The organism is Tissierella sp. MB52-C2, from assembly GCF_030931715.1.
In the GTDB taxonomy this organism is placed as follows: Bacteria; Bacillota; Clostridia; order Tissierellales; family Tissierellaceae; genus Tissierella.
Map to the genome: position 1 here is coordinate 1,342,838 of NZ_CP133261.1, position 23,794 is coordinate 1,366,631.

Annotated in this window: 21 protein-coding genes; 18 read left to right on the forward strand and 3 right to left on the reverse strand. The window is 31.4% G+C overall.

All coding sequences use genetic code 11. The annotated features are described in order from the left end of the window. From RBU61_RS06585 to RBU61_RS06615, 7 genes are all read left to right on the forward strand, one after another. Positions 1-216, forward strand: a complete 216-nt coding sequence (locus RBU61_RS06585) for a DUF1648 domain-containing protein (protein ID WP_308878828.1) — start codon at positions 1-3, stop codon at positions 214-216. Positions 217-298: 82 nt separating this feature from the next. Continuing rightward, a complete protein-coding gene (locus RBU61_RS06590; RefSeq protein ID WP_308878829.1) occupies positions 299-607 on the forward strand; it encodes a winged helix-turn-helix domain-containing protein in 309 nt (102 codons plus the stop codon). 794 nt (positions 608-1,401) lie between these two features. Continuing rightward, complete coding sequence (locus RBU61_RS06595) at positions 1,402-2,937, forward strand: ABC-F family ATP-binding cassette domain-containing protein (protein ID WP_308878830.1); 1,536 nt, start codon at positions 1,402-1,404, stop codon at positions 2,935-2,937. 594 nt (positions 2,938-3,531) lie between these two features. Then, positions 3,532-3,972, forward strand: a complete 441-nt coding sequence (locus RBU61_RS06600; RefSeq protein ID WP_308878831.1) for a GNAT family N-acetyltransferase — start codon at positions 3,532-3,534, stop codon at positions 3,970-3,972. Between the two features lie 33 nt (positions 3,973-4,005). After that, positions 4,006-4,548 carry a GNAT family N-acetyltransferase gene (locus RBU61_RS06605; RefSeq protein ID WP_308878832.1) on the forward strand — a complete coding sequence of 181 codons (543 nt, stop codon included), beginning with the start codon at positions 4,006-4,008 and terminating at the stop codon, positions 4,546-4,548. A gap of 175 nt (positions 4,549-4,723) precedes the next feature. Continuing rightward, a complete protein-coding gene (locus RBU61_RS06610) occupies positions 4,724-5,455 on the forward strand; it encodes a class I SAM-dependent methyltransferase (protein ID WP_308878833.1) in 732 nt (243 codons plus the stop codon). Positions 5,456-5,693: 238 nt separating this feature from the next. Then, positions 5,694-6,371 carry a biosynthetic peptidoglycan transglycosylase gene (locus RBU61_RS06615; RefSeq protein WP_308878834.1) on the forward strand — a complete coding sequence of 226 codons (678 nt, stop codon included), beginning with the start codon at positions 5,694-5,696 and terminating at the stop codon, positions 6,369-6,371. 49 nt (positions 6,372-6,420) lie between these two features. Here RBU61_RS06615 and RBU61_RS06620 read toward each other — a convergent pair whose 3' ends face one another. Continuing rightward, entirely contained in the window at positions 6,421-7,065 is a 645-nt protein-coding gene (locus tag RBU61_RS06620; RefSeq protein WP_308878835.1) for a polysaccharide deacetylase family protein, read from the reverse strand. A gap of 410 nt (positions 7,066-7,475) precedes the next feature. Here RBU61_RS06620 and RBU61_RS06625 point away from each other — a divergent pair, with 410 nt between their 5' ends. From RBU61_RS06625 to RBU61_RS06645, 5 genes are all read left to right on the forward strand, one after another. Beyond that, positions 7,476-8,912 carry an aminoacyl-histidine dipeptidase gene (locus tag RBU61_RS06625; protein ID WP_308878836.1) on the forward strand — a complete coding sequence of 479 codons (1,437 nt, stop codon included), beginning with the start codon at positions 7,476-7,478 and terminating at the stop codon, positions 8,910-8,912. A gap of 22 nt (positions 8,913-8,934) precedes the next feature. Then, complete coding sequence (locus RBU61_RS06630) at positions 8,935-10,869, forward strand: OPT family oligopeptide transporter (protein ID WP_308878837.1); 1,935 nt, start codon at positions 8,935-8,937, stop codon at positions 10,867-10,869. Beyond that, the gene (locus tag RBU61_RS06635) at positions 10,862-11,278 is read left to right on the forward strand and encodes a hypothetical protein (RefSeq protein ID WP_308878838.1); all 417 of its coding nucleotides are present in this window, start codon (positions 10,862-10,864) and stop codon (positions 11,276-11,278) included. Before RBU61_RS06630 ends, RBU61_RS06635 begins: the two co-directional genes overlap by 8 nt. 377 nt (positions 11,279-11,655) lie before the next feature. Further along, positions 11,656-13,953, forward strand: coding sequence for an RNA polymerase recycling motor HelD (gene helD / locus RBU61_RS06640; RefSeq protein WP_308878840.1), 2,298 nt, complete (start codon positions 11,656-11,658; stop codon positions 13,951-13,953). Between the two features lie 165 nt (positions 13,954-14,118). Continuing rightward, entirely contained in the window at positions 14,119-14,664 is a 546-nt protein-coding gene (locus tag RBU61_RS06645) for a hypothetical protein (RefSeq protein ID WP_308878841.1), read from the forward strand. A 191-nt stretch (positions 14,665-14,855) separates the two neighbouring features. On the opposite strand, the gene RBU61_RS06650 is transcribed toward RBU61_RS06645, so the two are convergent. Both RBU61_RS06650 and RBU61_RS06655 read right to left on the reverse strand, forming a co-directional pair. After that, a complete protein-coding gene (locus RBU61_RS06650; protein WP_374212491.1) occupies positions 14,856-15,188 on the reverse strand; it encodes an IS3 family transposase in 333 nt (110 codons plus the stop codon). Positions 15,189-15,303: 115 nt separating this feature from the next. Continuing rightward, the gene (locus RBU61_RS06655) at positions 15,304-15,645 is read right to left on the reverse strand and encodes a YmaF family protein (RefSeq protein WP_308878842.1); all 342 of its coding nucleotides are present in this window, start codon (positions 15,643-15,645) and stop codon (positions 15,304-15,306) included. Positions 15,646-15,948: 303 nt separating this feature from the next. Between RBU61_RS06655 and RBU61_RS06660 the strand changes: the two genes are divergently transcribed. The 6 genes from RBU61_RS06660 (at position 15,949) to RBU61_RS06685 (ending at position 23,779) form a co-directional block, all read left to right on the forward strand. After that, the gene (locus tag RBU61_RS06660; RefSeq protein ID WP_308878843.1) at positions 15,949-17,478 is read left to right on the forward strand and encodes a thiol-activated cytolysin family protein; all 1,530 of its coding nucleotides are present in this window, start codon (positions 15,949-15,951) and stop codon (positions 17,476-17,478) included. 388 nt (positions 17,479-17,866) lie between these two features. Beyond that, entirely contained in the window at positions 17,867-18,556 is a 690-nt protein-coding gene (locus RBU61_RS06665) for a response regulator transcription factor (RefSeq protein ID WP_308878844.1), read from the forward strand. 11 nt (positions 18,557-18,567) lie between these two features. Further along, positions 18,568-20,505, forward strand: a complete 1,938-nt coding sequence (locus RBU61_RS06670; RefSeq protein WP_308878845.1) for a HAMP domain-containing sensor histidine kinase — start codon at positions 18,568-18,570, stop codon at positions 20,503-20,505. Between the two features lie 144 nt (positions 20,506-20,649). Then, on the forward strand, positions 20,650-22,008 hold the full coding sequence (locus RBU61_RS06675) for an ABC transporter substrate-binding protein (protein WP_308878846.1): 1,359 nt from the start codon (positions 20,650-20,652) through the stop codon (positions 22,006-22,008). A gap of 21 nt (positions 22,009-22,029) precedes the next feature. Next, positions 22,030-22,887, forward strand: a complete 858-nt coding sequence (locus RBU61_RS06680) for a sugar ABC transporter permease (RefSeq protein WP_308878847.1) — start codon at positions 22,030-22,032, stop codon at positions 22,885-22,887. A gap of 13 nt (positions 22,888-22,900) precedes the next feature. Next, positions 22,901-23,779 (forward strand): carbohydrate ABC transporter permease, encoded by an 879-nt coding sequence (locus RBU61_RS06685; RefSeq protein WP_308878848.1) that lies wholly within the window; start codon positions 22,901-22,903, stop codon positions 23,777-23,779. The last annotated feature ends 15 nt before the right edge of the window (positions 23,780-23,794 follow it).

Genomic DNA, 23,794 nt, shown 5'->3' on the forward strand with positions numbered 1-23,794 from the left:
ATGAAAAAAAGTATTGTAAAAGACATATTTGTACTGATAGTTATGTTAGCTGCAATGTTTCTTATCATTCAGTTTTTACCAGATAGGGTACCTATACACTTCAATGCACGGGGCGAAGCCGATATGGTAATAAACAAGTATTTCCTACCACTTGGTACTGTCATTCCTTATTCTGCGTACTGGCAGATTCTAAGAGGTAGAAAAGGCAAGAAATAGATGGATATAATTAAAGGTGAGCTGAAAGATTTTGAAATAATTTAATCAGCTGAATAGGAAAAGAAAAAGTTGGTTGCTCTAATTGAACCAGTCATTTAGTTTAGGTGATTTATATATTGATTATGATAAGAGAATAGTAACAGTGGTTGGAAAAGCAGTACATTTGACTCCTATTGAATATCGGATTATTGTCTTGCTCTCTCTGAACGCAGGTACTGTACTGACCCATGAATTTCTATGCCGTGAACTTTGGGGACCTTATGCGGGCAAAAGCAAGGCACTTAGGGTAAATGTTGCAAACCTTAGGAGAAAAATTGAAAAAAATACAGCAGATCCTCAATATATTTTAACAGAAATGGGAGTGGGATACAGGATGTTAGAAGAAATATAACAGGTTGCAATTATATTCATTTGCGGTATTTGGTTCTTTTGAGCAAAATTGCCTAGTCAGCGCCGCCAGTATGTACCCTTGGGGTAATGCGAAAATTGCAGACACTGGCGTATTGACTTTGACGTCCTTTAGGGGAAAAGGTCATGTCCGAAAAGTAGTGCGTTCAATCAGCAAGTATGCCTATGATCAGGGATACGAACCTCACTATTGATGCCAGCTCGACAATCAGGCATCTACGTTGCTGGCTAAAGCGGCGGGGTTGACGCTATTTGGAAAGTGGGAAGTAGTTTCTCCCGACTCCGCTGACCGAGAATCTGAGTCAAAATTAAACTAAGCTACGAAAAAAGACCGCCATAAGATTTCAGACTATTTTATTTATTATTTACAATCCCAAGTAAATGTGATACTATAGAGGAGCTTATATGTAGTGAATTTGGAGGTTATTATGGTAAATCGTATTATTATAGATCAAATGACAAGAGAAATCTGCTCTGTACAATTGAAGCCGATGAAGCGTTGTACCGAGCTTAAACTAAAAGCATAAAGCTTTCCATTCATCGGTAAATAGGTTATTTTAGGCGTATATTGTTACGCTTTATTTTCGTACCTATTTTCCGAGTAATTATGACTGGTTTATTAGGCCGTGGACAATGTTTTGTCCCCGGCCTTTTGTGTGAGCTCAAACTAAATTTTGGGCGGTAATGTACGTTAATAATACGTACTATTAGGAAGCAGGAGGTCGTGTGTTTATACACAAGATCTTCTGCTTTTTTTATTAGAAAGGAGTTTTAAAAATGAGCTTATTAGAAATTAAAAATTTGTCTCATACTTATGGAGACAAGATATTATATAAAAATGAATCTCTTGTATTGTTCAAAGGAGAACATATGGGTATTGTAGGACAGAATGGTACAGGAAAAAGCACCTTAATTGGAATAATGTCGGGAGAAATTATTCACGATAAGGGGAGTATTGCTTGGCAGCCAAACATAAAACTTGGACATCTTGACCAACATGCAGTTGTTCTAGGAGAATACACAGTTACAGAGTACTTGAAAACAGCATTTCAAAATTTATATATTTTAGAAGAAAGAATGAACAAGCTGTATGAGAAATATACTTTTACTGGTAATGAAAAAGATTTATTACAAGCAGCAGAGTGTCAAACTATTTTGGAAACTCAAGAATTCTATCTTATAGAGTCACGAATAGAAAAGGTAATGAATGGACTTGGACTATCTGTCATTGGTGGGGATAGACTGATTTCAAAGTTAAGTGGCGGTCAACGAGCAAAAGTAATTCTTGCGAAGCTACTGCTGGAAGAACCAGATGTGTTATTGCTTGATGAACCTACAAATTTTTTGGATAAGGAGCATGTTCTGTGGCTTTCAGAATATCTGTCTGCATTTCCTAATGCGTTTGCTGTGGTTTCCCACGACTATGATTTTCTTGAAAAGATTTCTAGTTGTATTTGTGATATTGACGGAGGAATAATCAGAAAATATACGGGAAAATATTCTGATTTTCTAAAACAAAAAGAGCACATAAGAGAGGAGCATATTCGTAGATATTATGCTCAACAGCAGCAGATTAAAAAGACTGAGGAATTTATCCGCAAGAATATTGCAGGTGTAAACAGTAAAAATGCCAAGGGAAGACGGAAACAACTTGAACGTATGGAACGAATATCTCCTCCTTCTGTTACAAATTCAAAGCCTGATTTTTGCTTCCTAGAAAGTCCTAGTTCAGCACATGAAGTGTTAAAAGTAAAAAATCTTGAGGTAGGTTATTACTATTCCTTATTCTCACCTTTAAACTTTACTATAAATGGTGGCCAAAAGATTGTGATTACAGGTTTTAATGGAATCGGAAAATCTACCTTGCTTAAAACCTTAACTGGATATATTAAAAAAATATCAGGTGAGTTTATGTTTGATAATTCTGTGAGAGTTGGATATTATGAGCAGGATATTATATGGGAAAATCCCTCACTTACACCCATTGAGATAATCACTAAATACTATCCGTCTCTAAATATCAAAGAGGTACGCCGCCAGCTCTCACGATGTGGTATAAGCAATGATCATGCAATACAGGCAGTGTCAACATTAAGTGGAGGTGAGCAGGCAAAAGTGAAGTTATGCAAGCTAATGCTATCTCCTTGTAACTTTTTAATTCTTGATGAACCGACAAATCATCTGGACTCTGCTGCTAAAGAGGCGCTTCAAAATAGCTTAAAAAATTTTGGAGGTACTGTGTTGATAGTATGTCACGAAGAAGCATTTTATCGTTCGTGGGTAAACAGGGTAATAAACATAGAACTAATATAAGTATTGATAATCCAAATTAGGAATGTGAGATTAATAGTACGAACTTCTATATTTAAACGAATATCAAAAAAAATAGGAACGATTAAGTGAAAGGTTTTTAATTAAATATCTAGATGTATAATAAATTCCCTCAAACTAATGCTTGAGGGAATTTATTATACACACAAAAACATACTTTAGAGATATTCATATATATTGTAATTTAATATATATTATAATATATATGTACAAAATGTAAAAAATGAGAGAATTTATATGGAGATTACTTACAATATAGGATAAATTTGTATCTTGGTTTTAGAGGTATTGTTTTATAGTATATGATTTAATATATTAGGGTAGGAGTCAGGAATTATGATAATCAAACTAGAGAAAAATATTAATCAAAAACAACTTGAAGTATTTATAATACGAATTAGAAAGGAAAAATCAAATATAAATTGAAAAATAATAAAAAAATTGTTATATATCAATTAATATTTAGCTACAAAAATTTTCTCTTGTCACTCGACTTATTTATGTTATATTATAGGAATATCTATTAATGTTAGAACACGCAATTTATTGAAAATATTAAAACTATTGAGGTGTTAAATGAAAGATAATATTCTAGTCTTGGAAGCTAAACAATCAAATTATGAAGAATTACGGGAGATATTCTTTACTGTTCGTCAAAATGCTTTTCACTGGATAGAACCAGAAATTTTGAAACTATCGGACTTTGATGAAAGTACAAAGGATGAACTAATATTAGTTGCATCAATAGGAGATAAAATTGTTGGGTTTGTATCAATTTGGGTACCAGATAAATTTATTCATAATCTATTTATATTACAGGACTTTCAAGGTAAAGGTATTGGAACGGCTCTTGTTAATGAAGCCATAAAAAGGGTAGGACTACCATTAACCTTAAAATGCGTAAAATCAAATACTAAGGCTCTTAATTATTATAAATCTCACAATTGGAAAATCGAAAAAGAAGAAATGAGCAATGAAGTGCTATATTATTTAATGAAATATAGCAATCAATCATAAATGAATATATTATATAGTTAAGGGGGAGAAAATATGGATACAAGTTTATTTCATTCATTGGAAGGTAAAAATATCTGCTTTAAATCATTAAGTACAAATGATGCTGAGGAGATACATAGTTATGCATCAGATGAGGAGGTTTCACGTTTTATCGGCTGGAATTTAATGAATACCTTGGATGAAACTCGTGAGTATATTGAAACAATGTTAAAACGTGAGTCAGCAGGGACTCATTTATATGCCTCCATTGTTCTAAAATCAACCCAGGCAATTATAGGGACTGCCATGATTTTCAATTTTGACCAAAAATCAAACCATGCTGAAATTGGTTATGTTTTTCATAAAGAACATTGGGGCAAGGGCTATGGCTCAGAGAGCGTTGCTTTAATGAGTGATTTCGCATTTAGATCACTCAATCTTCACAAACTCCATGCCACTGTAGTGGATGCAAATATTGGTTCTGCCCGTATACTTGAAAAGAACGGGTATGAGTTAGAGGGACGATTAAAAGACTACTATCTTATAGAAGATAAATATTACGATGCATTACTTTTTGGCAAAGTTCAAACTAAATAAACTAAACTGGATGCAAAAAATATTAATTAGCTAAGAATGATATTATTTTGCATCTTTTGATTTTTTGAATATTTTCTTTTACAATGAAATTAAATTAAATAAGTGGTTATAAATTAAAAGATATAATATAAATAGAGAATAAGACTATATAACTTATATAGGGGGTATAAATGGAATGAAACAAAATAAGTATGATGATAAAACATTCTTTGAGAAATACAGTAAAATGGATCGTTCTGTGAAAGGACTTGCTGGTGCAGGTGAATGGAAAACTCTTGAATCAATGTTACCTGAGTTTAAGGATAAACGTGTTCTGGATTTAGGATGTGGATTTGGCTGGCATTGCCAATATGCTATAGAGCATGGTGCTAGAACTGTTACTGGGGTTGATATTTCAGAAAAAATGCTTACAGTAGCAAAAGAAAAAACAAATAAAAATATAAGTTATATCTGTAGGCCCATAGAGGATATTTCTTTTAATGAAAATTCCTTTGATATAGTAATTAGTTCACTAGCTTTTCATTATATTAAGTCATTTGAAGAAATTATAAAAAAAGTATCCCAGTGTCTTGTACATGGTGGAGATCTTGTTTTCTCCGTAGAACATCCAGTTTTTACAGCTTATGGAACTCAAGATTGGTATTATGATGAGAAGGGGAATATTCTACATTTTCCTATTGATAATTACTTTTTTGAAGGTGAAAGAAACGCTAATTTTCTTGGAGAAGAAGTAGTCAAATATCATAAAACACTTACAACCTATTTAAATGTTTTATTAAAGGAAGGTTTTGAAATAACAGGAATTGTAGAACCGCAACCGTCAGAAGAGTTACTTCATACTGTTGAAGGAATGCAAGATGAGCTTCGTAGACCAATAATGCTGATTGTTTCTGCAAAGAGAAAATAAATTATATTATAGAAAAGAAGTAATTATTTTATCATTAATTAAATTACATTCTTTAGATTATGAAATAGTATAAGGTCCAGAAATCCTATGTAATAATGTATTCTCTCTTATTAATATATATTAGACTGTTACTTTCCTATTCTTACAAAATTGTTAGGAGATTGTAAGGTAAATGAATGGCAAATGTATGGTCTATATAATATAATTAATTAGTAGAATACGAAAGGGGCAGGTGGAGATGAAAAAGAAAATAATTGTTTTAATTATATGTATTTTTCTCATCGGCATTTTTGCATTAGGTGTATTTACAGCTCCAACTATTATTACTGGATATGAAATGTATAAATCTGCTATAAATGACACAAATCTTGAAGATGCAATTAACCAAGTTAGAGATGATGAAAATTATATAGAACTTGATAAAATATCGGATGACTATTTAGAACTTGTATTAAAGTCAGAGGATAAGCGATTTCATTATCATTTTGGCATTGACTTTATTGCAATAGGAAGGGCTATGCACAATAATTTAAAAGCTCACTCCTTGGTACAGGGAGGAAGTACAATAACTCAGCAGCTGGCGAAAAATTTATATTTTTCCTTTGATAAAAAGTATGAACGTAAGATTGCAGAGATGTTTGTGGCAATTGATCTTGAAAAGATGTTAACAAAAGATGAGATACTGGAATTATACTGTAATATCGCCTATTTTGGTGAGGGATGCTATGGAATTAAAGAAGCTGCTAATTATTATTACGGGGTAGAGCCCATTGAATTATCAACTGAGCAATCATATGCTTTAGTGCATACGCTGAAAAGTCCAAACAATTATAATCCAAATGTTTATAAACCGGTAGCAGTCCATAAGTTTTTATCTTATGACTGGGCAGGTGGGATTTTGAGTACTGCTATATGATGAGAATAATACAAATGTTTTATTAATGTTTACACTACCCAGGTCAATCCTAGGTAGTGTTTTTTAATTTGCCAATGAAAACACTAAATTCATCTAAAGAATTAATATATATTCTATTTATGGCGTAAATTCCATTGCTTTTCTTAGCTGTCTTTTCTTTTGTCGTAAAGCCCATCAAATATCCTGCATCTTTAACAGCCTTAATAGTATCTTCATTATATTTTCCATAAGGATAAGATATATAATTAACTTTTTTGTTTAGAAGTTTTTCTAAATATTCCTTAGATTTATTTATAGTCTCTAGCTGTTTTTCATAGGTGAGTTTATCTAATTCTATATGTTGACATGTATGATCTTGAATGTCTATTCCATTGTTTTGAAGTTCCTTAATCTGCTGTGAATTCAAGTAATTATTATCTTCATCAATGGTATCAGTAATAACGAAAATTGTAGCCTTTATCCCAAATTCTTTAAGTATTGGATATGCATACTTATAATTGTCTGCATATCCATCATCAAAGGTTATAACCACAGATTTTTCAGGTATCGGGAGGTTTTTATTAAATATTTCATATAATTCATTTAAAGTAAGAACTGTGTAATTATTTTCTTTTATATATTGAATTTGTTTTCTAAATTCTTCTGGGTTCATTATTAGTCCATTATTGTCAGCATAACCTACGGAATGATACATAAGTATATTTATTCCTTATACGGTATTATTTGAAAAGGCTAAAGCTGGTTTATTAAAATACATTAAACTTAAAATAGTAACTATAAATACAGATACTTTCCTAATGTTAATCATGTTTTTCTCCAAAAATAAATTGTATTTTATACTTATTGATCAATTCTAACTATATTTATTATTGGTTTTGAAGTTCTAATATATTCACAATAAGAAATAGAAATTAAGTAAAATCATGACAGCAGTAAAATTTTTACAGGAGAATTTTTGATTAAAAAAAACGTAGCTAATTAAGGATAATAGATACATTATAGGGAATAACTATTATGCAACAAATAATATTCTTTACAAGAAGAACTTTAAAATATTCAAACATAATATTACAATTTCTATAAAAATACCGTAGGAGGAATAAAATGTCTAATTTACAAAATATAGAACCCAAAAAAGTATTTCATTGGTTTTATGAGTTAAATCAAATTCCAAGATGCTCTGGTAATGAAAAGATGGTTAGTGACTTTCTTATAAATTTTGCAAAAGAGAGAAACTTAGAAGCGTATCAGGATGAGATGTACAATGTCATAATAAAAAAGGCAGCATCAGAGGGATATGAGAATTCCGATCCTGTAATTATTCAGGGACATATGGATATGGTTTGTATAAAGGGAGAAGGTTCTAATCATGATTTCACAAAAGATCCTATTGAAATGATAATAGAAGGAGATACCATGAGGGCAAATAATACTACTCTAGGAGGCGATGATGGTATAGCAGTTGCTTATGGCCTTGCCATAGTAGATTCTGATAATTTAAAACATCCTCCCCTTGAAGTATTAATTACCACCAATGAGGAAACTGGTATGGATGGAGTTCATGCTTTAACTAATGAGCATCTATCTGGAAAAATTCTTTTAAACATAGATTCTGAAGAAGAAGGAATATTTTTAGTAAGCTGCGCTGGGGGCGCGAATAAAATTACAACTTTTGAACTTCAAAGAGAAAAAAGAGATGGTGATGGTTTAGAAATTAAAATTTCTGGCTTAAAGGGCGGTCACTCTGGTATGGAGATAATTAAGCAAAGAGGCAATGCCATCAAACTACTTGGTAGAATTTTAGAAGAATGTAATATGACAAGCAATATAAGGCTATCTAAAATAGAGGGTGGAACTAAGCATAATGCCATACCAAGTGATGCAAGTGCAGTTATTTTAGTAGAGGATAAAGAAGTTGTAAAAAAGATTATTAAAGATCTTGCACAGGATTTAAAAGAAGAATATCGAGTAGAAGATAGCGGATTAAATATTGATGTAAAGGAAGTAAAGGTTGAAGATGTCTATACTAAAGAATTAAATGCTGATTTAATTGACTATATTATGATGGTTCCAGATGGTGTCCAATATATGTCTAAGGATATAGATGGGTTGGTACAAACTAGTCTAAATAATGCTATTATTGAAGAAAAAAATAATAGTATAGAAATAACTGCTTCTGTACGTTCAGCATCTAGCAGTTCCTTAAGACAAATCCTAAATATTCTTTCGGTTATTGCAAGAAGGACTAATGCAAAAACAGAGGAAAAAAGTGCATATCCTGCTTGGCAATTTGATAAAGATTCTAAAATTCGTGAAAAAGCAGTCAAGGTATATGAAGAATTATTTGATAAAAAGGCAGAAGTCAGTGCTATCCATGCAGGGCTTGAATGTGGTCTTTTAAAGGAAATATTGCCAGATACTGATATGATAAGTTTTGGACCAAATTTGTACGATGTGCATACTGAAAAAGAGCATTTAAGTATTTCTTCTGTGCAGAGAGTATGGGAATTTCTTATAAAATTACTGGAAGATTTAAAATAGATAAACATAGGAGGAACTTATCATGGCAAATGATTCAAAAAAATTATCTAAGCAAGCATATGGTGGGGTAGAGGGAGAGGATTATATTCCCTTTATCCCTACAACTGAGATTATTCCTGAAGCGACGGGTTATTCAATAATTATGGGCATTATATTTGCAATGATATTTGCCGCGGCAAACACCTATCTAGGACTTAAGGTAGGGCTTACTATTTCTGCAGGTATTCCAGGAGCAATTCTTGCAACAGGATTATTAAAATCAATATTTAGAAGAAATAGTATACTAGAAGCAAACTATGTAGCATCTCTAGCAGCTGTGGGAGAATCCATCGCTGGCGGTATTATATTTGTATTGCCCGCTATTATATTAATAGGATTCAATCTTTCACTTACTACAGTTGCATTGGTTACTGTTATCGGTGGAATTATGGGTGTATACTTTATAACTCCCGTTCGTAAATACTTAATAGTACAAGAACATGGAAATTTAATTTATCCAGAGTCCATGGCTCAGGCTGAGGTTTTAGTAAATGCAAATCAAGGTGGTCAAGGATTTAAATCTGTATTAAAGGGTCTCGGAGTAGGTCTTGGATACAAGGTGGCATCTGGAGGTCTTGGTCTATGGAACGAAACAGCTTCATATACCATAGTTGCCTACCAAGGAACTATGATTGGTATGGATACCTTAGCATCTCTTTTGGGAGTTGGATTTATAGTTGGAACAGGTACTTCAATATTAATGTTTGCAGGTTCTGTTGTAGCATGGCTTGGGCTTATTCCCCTAATAAAGTTTTTTGGAGTCCTTGCGCCTACACCTATATTTCCATCTACTATGCTAATTTCTGAAATGTCAGCTACAGAGATTTGGTCTAATTATATTAAATATATAGGAGCAGGCGCTGTGGCCATGGGAGGATTCATTTCATTAGCTAGATCTCTACCTACTATTATCACTTCCTTTAAAGAAGCTATGGGTGGTTTTGGAAAAGGTGAGAAATCTTATGATAGAACAAATGAAGAAGCACCAATTATATGGGTATTGGCAGCAGCTATATTTGGATTTTTGCTAACTTGGCTTGTTCCTTCTATAGGTGCAGGTCCAGTAGGTGCAATCCTTGCTATATTCTTTTCATTTTTCTTTTCAGTTGTTTCAGCTAGGATGGTTGGAGTAATAGGAGCAAGTAATAATCCTGTATCTGGTATGACTATTGCAACACTTCTTGTTATAGCTTCAGTATATAAGGCTATGGGAGCTACTGGAACTGAAGGTATGAGAACAGTCCTATTGGCTGCTGGTATAGTCTGCGTTGCAATAGCCGTTGGAGGAGGAGTAGCTCAGTCTTTAAAGGCTACATATATCCTAGGCGGCAGCCCTAAAAAGATTCAACACGGTATGTTTATATCATTAGCTATAGCTTCATTTATAGCTGGAGCCACTGTATTGCTTTTACACAATGCCTATGGAATAGGCTCTGAGCAAGTTACAGCTCCTCAGGCAACACTGATGAGGTTAATTGCAGAGGGTATCATGACAGGACAGCTTCCTTGGACTCTTGTAATCATAGGAGCTGTAATTGCACTATTTTGTGCCTTTGCAGGTCTTCCTATTCTACCAGTTGCTTTAGGTATTTATTTACCAATATCTTTAAATAGTGCTATTTTCTTTGGTGGGATTATACGTAAACTTGTAGAAGTTAGATTCAAAAAAGATGAATCTAGTTTAGATTTGGCTGTAGAAAGAGGGACTTTAATCGCTTCAGGCCTTGTTGCTGGAGATGCCCTTACAGGTATAATAATCGGTATATTTGCTGCCCTAAATATTAAAACTGACTTTCTTGCAGGCATTATTCCAAATGAAGCATTTAAAAATCTAGTAAGTCTAGGAATATTTGTAGCCCTTGCTGCTTGGTTATATAGTTACTCTTGTAGACTTAGAAGGAATGGTGAAAATGCATAAGAGTAGTAAAAAGAATAAAGAGATAAAAAGAGAAAATAGGCAGGACAAAGATAAATATAATTTTATATTATATGTTCCAGAAGTTACTCATGATGATTGGAAAATAGTAAATGGAAAGGTACTACTAAACTTTAAAGTTGTAAATCCTATGACTAGATTTGCGGGATTTTTAGCTAAAAAAGAACCTATAAGAGATATGCTATTTGATGATATGTGTACTTCTGCTTGGCTTTTAATCGATGGTGAGCGTTCAATATATGAGATAGCAAAAATTCAGTTTAAAATGGGTGATGATGATTTTAAAGATGACTTAAGAAGACTTGCAGTATTTATAAAGTATATATCCAAGCAAGGTTGGGTTAAATATAAGAGAGTAAAAAATAGAGAGGAAATAAAATATTCTTTATAAGAAAGTTCTATTTTTTTATATTTTCGTTTCAAGAATTTTCCGAAATGAGTTTCAAAAAAGGCTTCTAAAGAAGCCTTTTTTATAAATGGTTTACATAATATGGAAAAAAGGTCGAATTTCTAGTGAAATTTGACCTTTTCCTTTTCTAAGTATATTATAGCTTAAAAATACCAGATATACAAGAAAAAGTTTAAAATATTACGAATTATAGAGATTATGTGATATAATACTCTTCTCATATAATAGGGCCATGTATTTATTAATATCATGGACTTTATTTTTTTCTATATATTATATAGAATTAGTGTACCGTCATTTCACCGCTTAAACGTTCTTTTTATTTACATTTATAATTTTATATTGGAGGTGTAAGTTTTATGCAGGCTCAAAAACATCCAGCATTTGATGCGGAGAATAGATATTTAGAGGATACTTGTAAATGTATAGACAGTGAGATAGATTATCTTGCAGATGAAGTAGAAAAAATGGATGAAGAATTATTAAGACTTAAGAGAGCTGTAGGGGGTAACTATAGCGATGATGTCATTGTAAAAAATACAATTCATGAAGCAAATAAGAGAAAGCTTAATCAGCTTAGAAGAGCTGAGGATAAACCGTATTTTGGAAGGATTGACTTCAAAGAACCTGGGAAAAGTGAATACGAGACATTTTATGTAGGAAAAACAAGTTTAACTAAGAAAGATGATAACAAAATGCTTATTATTGACTGGAGAGCTCCTATGGCAAGCTTATACTATAGTGGTGAAATAGGAGAAGTAATGTATAAAGCACCTGATGGGTTGATAATAGGAGATTTGGAGCTTAAAAGACAATACGAAATACAGAAAAAGGAACTAATTAATATCTTCGATAAAGGACTTACTCCTATGGACGAGTATCTTCAGACAGCATTATGGGAAAAGAAGGATAATAGACTTAAGGATATTGTAAATACCATACAAGGTGAGCAAGATGACATTATAAGGGCGGATAAAGGAAAAGCTTTGATAGTCCAAGGAGTAGCAGGAAGCGGAAAGACTACAATTGTTTTACACAGGATAGCATACCTTATGTATACTTATCAGGATATATTTGATGCTGAAAAACTGCTCATCGTAGTACCTAACAATCTTTTCCTAAACTATATCTCTGATGTACTACCAGATTTGGGGGTTGAAGAAATAAAACAATCTACATTTGAAGATCTTGTGATGTCTTTATTAGATACAGAGTATAAATTGGCAGATATTGAAACTAAGTTTTATCAATTGTTAGACTATCAGAATCTATCAGTAGAACACAGAGAGAAACTACAGTTAAGTTCGTTTTTTAAAGGCTCCATGATATTTAAAAGTATAATAGATAGATATATTACGGATTTAGCATCTAGTTTAGTTCCTAAAATTGATCTTAAAATAAATGACCTTACTATATACTCATATGATGAAGTGTTGAAAATGTATGAACAAGACTATAAATACCTTCCTATCGTACCACGTTCAAAAAGAATACAGAAATACATCGAAGTAAATATATCAGATAGAGTTAAAATTATTCAAGATAAAGTAACTAAAAAATGTGATAAAAAAATAAAAGAGCTGAAAGATTCAGTAGAGGATATAGAGACTGTTAGAGATAAGATTAGACGTGTATATAATAAGAGAGATAGGATCAATAAAGAGTTGGAAGACTCTATGTATAAGGCTGTAAAGAAGTATTTCGATGAATGGAAAAACCTTGACATCCTAATACTGTATAAAGAATTGCTGTCGGATTCTCAGAACTTGGGGAAATATAGTAGGGGTGAATTTGATAAAGATATATTGGATTTTATAAGCAATTATTCTAAAAAGATATTTGATGATGGGATGTTGGAAAGAGAGGATTTAGCTGCATTGTTATATCTTTATTTGAAGCTTGAAGGACTATCTTCAAAGGGAAAATATAATCATATAATAGTAGATGAAGCACAAGACTACAGTGAGCTTCAAATGTATATATTAAGACAGCTTAGCAATAATGATTCTTTTACAATAGTGGGTGATATTTCACAAGGAATACATTCATATAAGGGTATAGGGAATTGGAAGGAATTAATGGAGAACGTATTTATAGGCTGCGATAAGGAGTTATTGAAGTTGAAAAAATGTTATCGTTCTACAATGGAGATAATGAATTTTGCTAATCAAGTCATAAAAAAATGGAGAAAAGAGGAAATAACCCTTGCAGAGCCAGTATTAAGATCAGGAGATAAGCCTTTTATTATAAAAAAGAATAGTGACATTGAGATCATTAGTGATATAATTTTGAGAATAAAGGAGCTTAAAGAAGAGAATCATAAGTCAATTGCTGTAATATGCAAGACTACGGAAGAGAGTACAGTTGTGTATAAAGCATTGAAGGATGCTATGGGTGATGATATACATTTAATCACTGATAAAGATACTTCTTACGGAGGTGGAATAGTAGTAATTCCCACATATCTATCAAAGGGATTAGAATTTGACGCTGTTATAATATATAACTGCTCAGCTGATAATTATATTGATGATGAGCTTCACATAAAATTACTATATGTTTCAATAACAAGGCCTTTGCATAAGCTTTTTATATATTATAAAGATAAGCCATCGGTATTGTTAGATATTGATAGTGAACACTTTAGTATCTTATAAAAGTTTGAGCGTTGATTTATGCTTAATAATGGATTTAATTCTTCAGGGGAATATGTTTAAGGTACATTTTGGGAATTGAGATTTGATGAAGTAAAAAAAGCGCAAATGTTTAAAGCTAGATAAGATTGTCTAGAGTTAGAAAGTTAATACAGGAGGGTTTGCAGAATGGGTAATTCATGGAGCGGATTGAGACGGGAATTAGAAAATGATTATATATGTGAATCCTTAAAAGGGAGAGTACAGTATTTTTTAACTCATTACCGTAAGGCTCATGATGATTATGGAAGAGTGGCTGTAAGAGTTGATGGTGAGGAAGTTTTAATGGGGAATCCCTTTGATTATTATGTAAAAGGTTATATCCATAAGGAAAGAGCTTTAAAAAGAGAAATGGAAGTTTCACCAAGAGAATGGACAGGAAAAGAAACTTTGTATGATGAGGAAAATAGAAAAGTTGAAGACATGATAAATGAAATGGCGAATAATGATGGCTTTTTTGAGATTTATCATATTACCGATGCCATTAGGGAATATAAAAATTCGGATATAAAACAAAGCATTACTTCTTCCAATCCTGTGATACGAATGTTTGCCATTATGCACAGGAGATTAGGAAAACGTACTCTTATAAATATGATATCAGAAATTGATAATCAGCCTGAATGGCTGCAATTCTTTTATAAATTAAGGCTTGAGGCTGAGGATTTGTTATAATTAATTTATGAAATTTTGTTACTTAATAGAAAAATAAAGGAAGACGATGAAGGCTAAAAGAGGCGAAATATTCGGTCATATTATGACTGTGAAGTGCACCCTGTCAAGTAGACAATATAAATAAATAAAATATTGGACTGGACCCGATTAGGTAGACACGACAAATAGTCTATTTAGTCAGGTTCAGTTTTTCATATTCTATATTCTACAGGGGTAAGGTAATTTAATGAGCCATGAATCCTGTGGTTATTGTACAAGCTTACATAATCAGATAATAAATATTCAAGCTCCTCAAAGTTTAGAAACATTTTATTGGATGCCAAACTATGTTTTTTCATAATGCTGCCAATTATTCTCCTAGAAACTTGATATCTTTTTTTATCTAGTTCCATAGTTATTTCTACTATTTTTAATATTTTGCACATGACACTAATACTGTATTTATCTTTATTAGCTTTTATAATAGCTACCATCCTAGTATCAGTGTCGCCTGCTTCATGTGGCATTAGGGTATAAAATATCATTTTTTATTTTAAGCTGTTGATTTTCTTTCCCAAGTTTTATTAACTCTTATTCCTTATTATATATTCGTACTTAGTTGGTGTCATATAATTAATTGATGAGTAAATTATCATTATATTATACTAATGGATCTTCTATTAAAGAAGAAAATACAAACATATGACTATGCTCGTCATCTACTGAAGCTCTTACACTTACAAAGTGAATATGTTTACCTTCGCCTACTGGAATACCAGGACCCGATATCCCTTCAATGTGATGATAGTGCTTAGAGAAAAAATCAGTATTAGTAAACAACTCATGAAGGTGATTGCCACCAGGCAATGAAATAGCCATTCCAGAAACAGCTGCAAAACGATGGTTGTGTCTATCCTCACATTCCTCTGTCATTTTAGTATTGCCTATAATCTCGTGAATGTGTGTCTGTCTAAAGTTATTATAATTATCATTATAGTACATTATTTCGTATCTTATCTTTATTTAACTACTATTTATCAATTTTAAAGATTTTAAAGGGATTTAAAGTAAAGTTTGTAGCTTGTAAATTTTACGATTATCGGTAAAAGGGGGACTAAATATCTATTTTTAGTATTTCTATCTAGTTATGTTGACTTGTATTAATGAGACATCGTATAATATCGATATAAAGTAAGGAAAGAAGTTGTTTAAATGTATTGAAAAGAATATATTTCGAATATAGGTTTTAAATGAAATAATGTCTTTTGATCTAAGCAGAAAAACATAAAATTTAGGGGGATCAATATGGAAAAAAAATCAATAAAAACAAAAAGACTTTTAATTTGTTTGTTGGCTAGTCTATGTATAATTCAACAACCTTTGTCTATATTAGCAGAAGAAGTACAATCGTCTATAGGTATACAAACAGATGATATTAATGATATTGATGAAGGAGTTTTCAATTTAAACTATAATAAAAATGAGGTTCTTGCATCAGAAGGAGACACAATTGAAAGTTTTATACCAAGAGAAGGTAATTTGATAAAAGATAAGTTTATTGTAGTGGAACGTACTAAAAAAACTCTTAACACAACGCCAGTGGATATATCCATAATAGATTCAATGACAGATAGGACATACCCAGGAGCATTACAGCTGGCAAATAGGGATTTCATCGATAATCAGCCTAATTTATTAGCATGCAAAAGAAAGCCAATAAACATTAGCATTGATCTTCCAGGTATGAAGTCTGAAAATACAGTAAACGTACAGAATCCAACATATGGTAATATAAATGGTGCAATAGATGATTTGATAGCTAACTGGAGTGAAAAATATTCACCTACACATACACTACCTGCTAGAATCCAATATTCAGAATCAATGGTCTATAGCAAATCTCAAATATCTTCAGTTCTTAATGCTAACACTAAAGTTATTACTGATTCACTTGGAATTGATTTTGATGCTATTTCAAACGGAGAAAAAAAAGTTATGGTTGCTGCATATAAACAGATATTCTATACGGTAAGCGCAGAAACCCCTAACAATCCATCAGACCTCTTTGATAATAGCGTTACTTTTAGAGAATTAACTCGTAAAGGGGTAAGTGACCAAACTCCACCAATAATGGTTTCAAATGTGGCATATGGTAGAACTATTTATGTAAAGTTAGAGACAACATCTAAGAGTAACGACGTACAAGCTGCATTTAAAGCATTGCTTAGTGATGCTAGTATAAATGCCAAATCAAAATATAAAGATATATTTGAAGAAAGCTCATTTACTGCAGTTGTATTGGGTGGTGACTCAAAAGAGCATAATAAAATAATTACAAAAGATTTTGATCAAATAAGAAATGTAATTAAAGATAATTCAGAGTGGAGTCCTAGAAATCCAGCATATCCAATTTCATATACAAGTATTTTCCTAAAAGATAATTCAGTAGCAGCTGTTCATAATAAAACAGACTATGTTGAAACTAGATCTACCGAATATTCTAGTGGAAAAATAAACATAGACCATCGTGGTGCTTATGTAGCACAATTTAATATTTCATGGGATGAACTTTCATATGATGAAGATGGTAATGAAATTCTAAATCATAAAACATGGGATGGAAATTGGGCAGATAGAACAGCACGTTTTGTTTCAGTAATTTATCTACCAGCTAATTCAACGAATATAAGAATTTATGTAAGGGAATGTACAGGACTAGCATGGGAATGGTGGAGAACAGTTATTGATGAATACAATGTTCCTTTAACAAAAGAAATTAATGTTTCGATTGGAGGAACAACACTAAGTCCAACAGGCAGTATTAGTCATAAGTAACTGTTAGTTGGGCTACATATATTTATTATATCTTCCTAACTTATCATTATTTGCCTTAAGTATGTTGGAAGTATAGAATTGATGAAGAAAAAAATAGGTTGAAATACTTAAGTTAAGATATTTTAATTGAACATGTAATACGTTTAAATTCCCTCAAGTTTAATTTGAGGGAATTTTTGATAGATTTTTTTATAAGTTTACTCATTTATAAAATTTTATATAAGAATTATGATGGAACAGGTGGATTGTACTTGGAGAGGTATGAAATTAGCAAAACATAAATTTATTTGATAAGATGCATATGGTATAATAGACGATCCATATTATTTGAAAAAAGGATTAAGGTATTATATAATAACATGGAAAATAATATAAATAAGGTGATTAGATGGTAACGCATAATATATTAGTTGTAGATGATAATGTGGAGATATTGGAAGTCCTTGAGATATACTTAAAAGAAGCTGGATATAATGTTTACAAAGCAAAGGATGGTCTCCAAGCCATTGAAGTCCTAAGACTTTACAAGATACATCTCATTCTTATGGATATTATGATGCCAAAGTTAGATGGCATCAAAACTACATTACATATTAGGGAGAATAACAATATTCCAATTATTCTTTTATCTGCTAAGAGTCAAGAATATGATAAGATAGAGGGACTAGAAGTTGGGGCTGATGATTATATAACTAAGCCTTTCAGTCCTCCTGAATTGTTAGCAAGAGTAAAGGCACAGTTGCGAAGATATACAAAATTAAATACTGGAACGTTAAACCAAAGTCAGATTGATATAAGAGGATTGACAATAAATCAAAAGAATAAGACGGTGGAGGTTAATGATGAATCAATTAAACTCACGCCTACAGAATATAAAATTTTATTACTATTAGCAAAAAACAAGGGAACAGTATTATCATTGCAAACCATATATGAATCAGTATGGAGACAACCATTTTTAGATTCAGAGAGTACCGTCATGTTTCATATTAGTAAACTAAGAGAAAAGATAGAGATAGATCCTAAAAAACCTATGTATTTGAAAGTTGTGTGGGGTCATGGATATATGATTGAATGAGAGGGAATCTTATGAAAAATAAAAATAATAGAATATATAGAATTATATCTTTTATCTCCATTTTACTCATAAGTATAAGTATGGTATCCTCTATTGGGATTTGGAAAAATAGGAGTTTCTTTTTTGATGGTTATATTTATAGTAATTATCTAAATTCTAGTGTTAGAGAGTATTGTTCTGAAGTATATAGATTTATAACGGGAGATATGTCTGATAAAGAGAAAGAATCATTTCAAGTAGAAAATCAAGGAGCATATTATTATATTATAGATGATAATACAAAAGAAATCTTTACTAATCTTCCAGAATATACTAATTATATTGAATTTTCTTCCCAGCCTAATATTATATCTTTTGAATATAATGACAATCAAAAGTTGTTCTTAAAAAATGTAGAAGAGTTTAAATTATCGATTGTTGAATCAGACTATATAGTAGACATTGATCCAGAGCATAGGAATTTTTCAGGATTCGTATTTATTGATAAAAATAATGAATTTGCTTCAGGTATTCTTCGATATACAATTGAAATAGGATTTAAACAGCAAAAAATACTATATTTAGAGATTAAAATTGCAGTAATTTCTCTTTTAGTTGGAGTTACATTATATCTTATATCATATAAAAAAATGATTAGAACTTTAAATGAAGTAATGAATGTAATACCAATAGATGTAAGATTAGGAGCTCCTATATTGGCTCTTATTCTTTTGGTTTTTCTATTTAGGACCTATTTATATACAATAGGACTTTTTTCACAATTATTGAGTCGTATTATTCTATATGTCATTTTTGTTATATTGATATTCATCATGTTAACTGGTTCCATATTGTTGATAATAAAAGTAGATGAGTATAAAAGGGATAATATGAAATTTAATCAGGAGTGGGAAAATAGGCTCACCCAAAATATACCTTCATGGATTATCGGATTGATTTTGCAGCTTATTTGGTACTTTTTTACATTATCCTTCTTTGCTCCAGGGAGGTCTACGATATACGATTACATCTCAATGATCAGAACTAAGTGGGTTATAGTTGTTGTACATAATTTGATTATTTTAATATTTTTCATCTTAATTCGTCAAATTATAATAAACAAAAGAATATACGCAAGAGAAGTTATAAGCATTACACAAGAAATAGCGAATGGTGATTTGGAGCAAAGTATCCCAATTGTTGGAAACGATGGCTATGCTAAAATTGCTCATAATATTAATGAAATAAAAGAAAATTATATTCATGCACTTGAAGAGCAGAAAAAAAGTGAAAGATTAAAGTATGAGTTGGTAACTAATATTTCACACGATTTAAAAACACCTATAACGTCTATTATAAACTATATCGAATTAGTTAAGAAAAAAGGAGTATCAAATGAAATAGAAAAATATATTCTTAATGCTGATATGAATGCAAAACGGCTTAATATTTTAATTGAAGATTTGTTCGAACTATCAAGAATAGAAAGCGGTAACATTCAGTTGGATATTTCAAAGGTTGATATTGTGTTGATGATTAAGCAAATAGGTTATGAATATACAGAGAGAATGAAGGAAGCGAAGCTTGAGTTGGTTGTAGAAACCACAAGCAAGCAAATATTATGGTCTTGTGATAGTCTTAAAATGTGGAGAGTATTTGATAATATTATAATCAATGCAGTCAAATATTCTTTACCAAATACAAGGATATATGTAGCAATTACAGAAAATATAAAAGAGAGACAGCTTACTGTCAGTATAAAAAATATATCTTCTTACAGAATGGAGTTTGAAACTGATGAATTATTTTTACGGTTTAAAAGAGCTGATAGTTCAAGAAGCTCTGAGGGTTCAGGGTTGGGGCTTGCTATAGCAAAGAGCATTATAGAGTTCCATCATGGCAGTATCAATATTGAGACAGAAGGTGATATGTTTAAAGTTATTATTCAACTAAATGATATATCTTTATAGTAGAAAAAGCGTATTATAGTTAATCTATATTACGCTTTTTTGCATAGTTCAGCAAATCCTAAGCAAATCCTAAGAAATTTTATTAGCTTCTTCCTATATAATCTATTATGTAAATAAATTCTAATTAGAAAAGGAGAGATGATAATGAAGAAACGTTTACTTGCTATTATAGTTCTTTTAATTATCTTAGTAGGATGTACTGGAAAAATGCAGAATGGTAATGGAGATATTATGAGTATATCAGACCAAAACGACGTAAAAGAATACATACCACCTAAAATGGAGGGAGAAATTTCTATTTCAACTATGAATGAAGATGAATATTTAACGATTGCAGCCCAAAAGTTTATGAGCAAATACCCTAATGTAAAAGTCATAATCAATTCATATATGGGCACAGAAGATGAGGATGATACAGGAGTTTCAAAAGTAGATTCTATGGCTGTAGAGAATTATAGAAATCATCTAAATACAAAAATAATGACAGGAAAAGTAGAGGATATTATTTTTACAGGGCTGCTTCCAGTTCAGAAGTATATCAATATAGGTGCATTTGAGGACTTGAGTAAGTTTATAAATCTTACACCTGAGATTAATTCTGATAATTATTTTATGAACGTTCTTGAAGCTCCAAAAGATGAAAATGGAAAGATACATACGCTGCCAATCAGGTGCGCTTTATCTATTGTTAGCTTTAATAAGCAATTAGTAACTGATAGTAACAAGAAAATGGATGATGGTATGACAAAAATCAGCTTTGAAAAAGCAGCAGAATTTGCACAACAACTTGTAGATAATACAAACAGAAAGAATACTTTTTTAAGCCTAGAAGAAGGAGCACATTTTTTTAACCGTGCATTTAACGACTATCGTAACGAATTTATTGATATGGGTAATAAGAAGGCAAATATTACAGATCAATATGTTACTTTATTGAATCATGTAAAAGATTTAGAGGAGAAAGGTTATTTTGATACAGAAAACAGTATAGATTTTTATAATATGGAATACTATTTTGCTTTTGGCATTGATTTTGATATGCAAGCTGCTTTTTACAGCTTACTGCCAGATACCTATGTTTATGCAATGCCATTGTCCGATGCCAATGGAAATGTTTATCTGAATCCAAATAGTGACATAGGTATTAGCAGTACCTCCAAAAATAAAGAATTAGCATGGGAATTTGTTAAATTTTTATTATCAGATGAAGTCCAAAGCTTACCATCATTCTATGGTTTGGGCGTAAATAAAAAAGGTCTTGATGCTTCAGTTGAAAGGATATTAAAGATGTATAACGATGGAAATAATGAAAAAGTTAGTAAAGAAGCATATAAAAGTCTTTTAGAAAAATGGATAATGGAAATCAATGCTTACGATACAAGTGATCCTATTATCACTGATTTTGTCTGGGAAGAGAGCAAGAAGTTTTTCGATGGAAAACAATCGGCAGAAGAAGCAGCAAGGATATTGCAAGCAAAGATAGATAAATATTTTAACGAATAACGATTAGGGAGAGATGATGAAATGAAGAGGAACAATATAATACCAAGCATGATGTTGTCAATTAGTTTATTGGGATTTTTGTTTTTTTATCTCTTCCCCTTTATCATTTCATTAATCTATGGATTGACTGATAATCCTATAAATATGAAGTTTGTTGGCTTAAAAAATTTCAGCGATTTACTTCAAAATAAATATTTTATGCTAGGACTTAAGAACACTGCTATTTTTATGGCGATTAGCATACCGCTTAACATTTTACTATCTTTAGTCATAGCATTAGTCATAAACAAATCTACAAAATATAGAAATCATTTCAGTCTTGTATTTTTAATACCTTTGGTCATACCATCAGCGACAATCGCTTTTTTTTGGGAAAATCTTTTTAGTCTGAATGGTATTGTCAACAAATATTTAAGTGTCTTTGGTATAGAAAAAATAGACTGGTTTCAGAGTAAATACGGTATGCTTGTTATGATATTTATATTTCTATGGAAAAACATAGGTTATAATATGGCCCTTTTTATCAGCGGATTAAATAATATTCCAGAAGAGTATTATGAATGTGCTGATATTGAAGGCGCCAATTGGTTTCATAAATTTACAAAAATAACTTTGTTATATTTGATGCCTACCATATTTTTGGTATTGATTATGACCTTTGTTAATTCCTTTAAGGTATTTAAGGAAATATACATTATTACAGGGGAATATCCCCATGAAAGCTTGTATGTTTTACAGCACTATATGAATAATATGTTTCTATCATTAAATTATTCAAAGCTTGTTAGTGCTGTGTATATTTTGACTATTGTCATTGTGTTCTTTGTGGCTGTGGTATTTAAGACAGAGGATAGATTTGCTAAGGACTTAAGAAGCTAAGGAGGCGGAAGTTATGAGTAAACCAACATATTATTCTAAAAGAATTTTTCATATATCCTTATTAATTGCATTTTCTATTATAGCAATAATTTATATTCTTCCCTTGATTATTACTTTTACCAACTCCTTGATGAGTATGAATGAAGTGAGTCGTCATTATAGTACTGCTGGAGACATTTTTCATCCAGAGGGAAAGTTTGTTAATATGGTTATAATTCCGGAAAGGATTACACTATCCCAGTATATCCATATACTTGTAGAGAGTCCTGTATATCTCAATATGTTTTGGAATTCTGTTAAAATCGTTGTTCCTGTTGTTGTGGGACAATTATTTGTGTCCTCTATGGCAGCCTATGCATTTACGGTTCTTAAATTTAAAGGTAAGGAATTCTTGTTTTTTATTTATATTATTGTTATGCTGCTTCCTTTGCAGGTTACTTTAATGCCAAATTATATCGTCTTTGATTGGTTAAATATGACAGATAGCTATCTAGCCATTATTCTGCCGGGTATATTTAACCCCTTTGGGGTATTTCTGCTAAGACAGTTTATGAAAATGATTCCCAGTGCCTATATAGAATCAGCACAAATGGATGGGGCTGGGCATATTAGGATATTCTTTAGTATTGTGTTGCCTATGGTAAAATCAGGACTTGCTTCTGTAGCCATGCTTACATTTATTGATTATTGGAATGTAGTTGATCAGGCTGTTATTTTCATTCAAGATACTTATGCAAAGCCCATGTCCTTATTTCTAGCCCAAATCAATCAAGGACAGATGGGAGTATCCTTTGCATCATCATGTTTTTATATTTTTCCAGTATTGATTATATTGTTTTACGGTCAGGAATATTTGAAAGAAGGAATAAATTTATCAGGATTAAAAGGATAACATTAAGAGGTGATA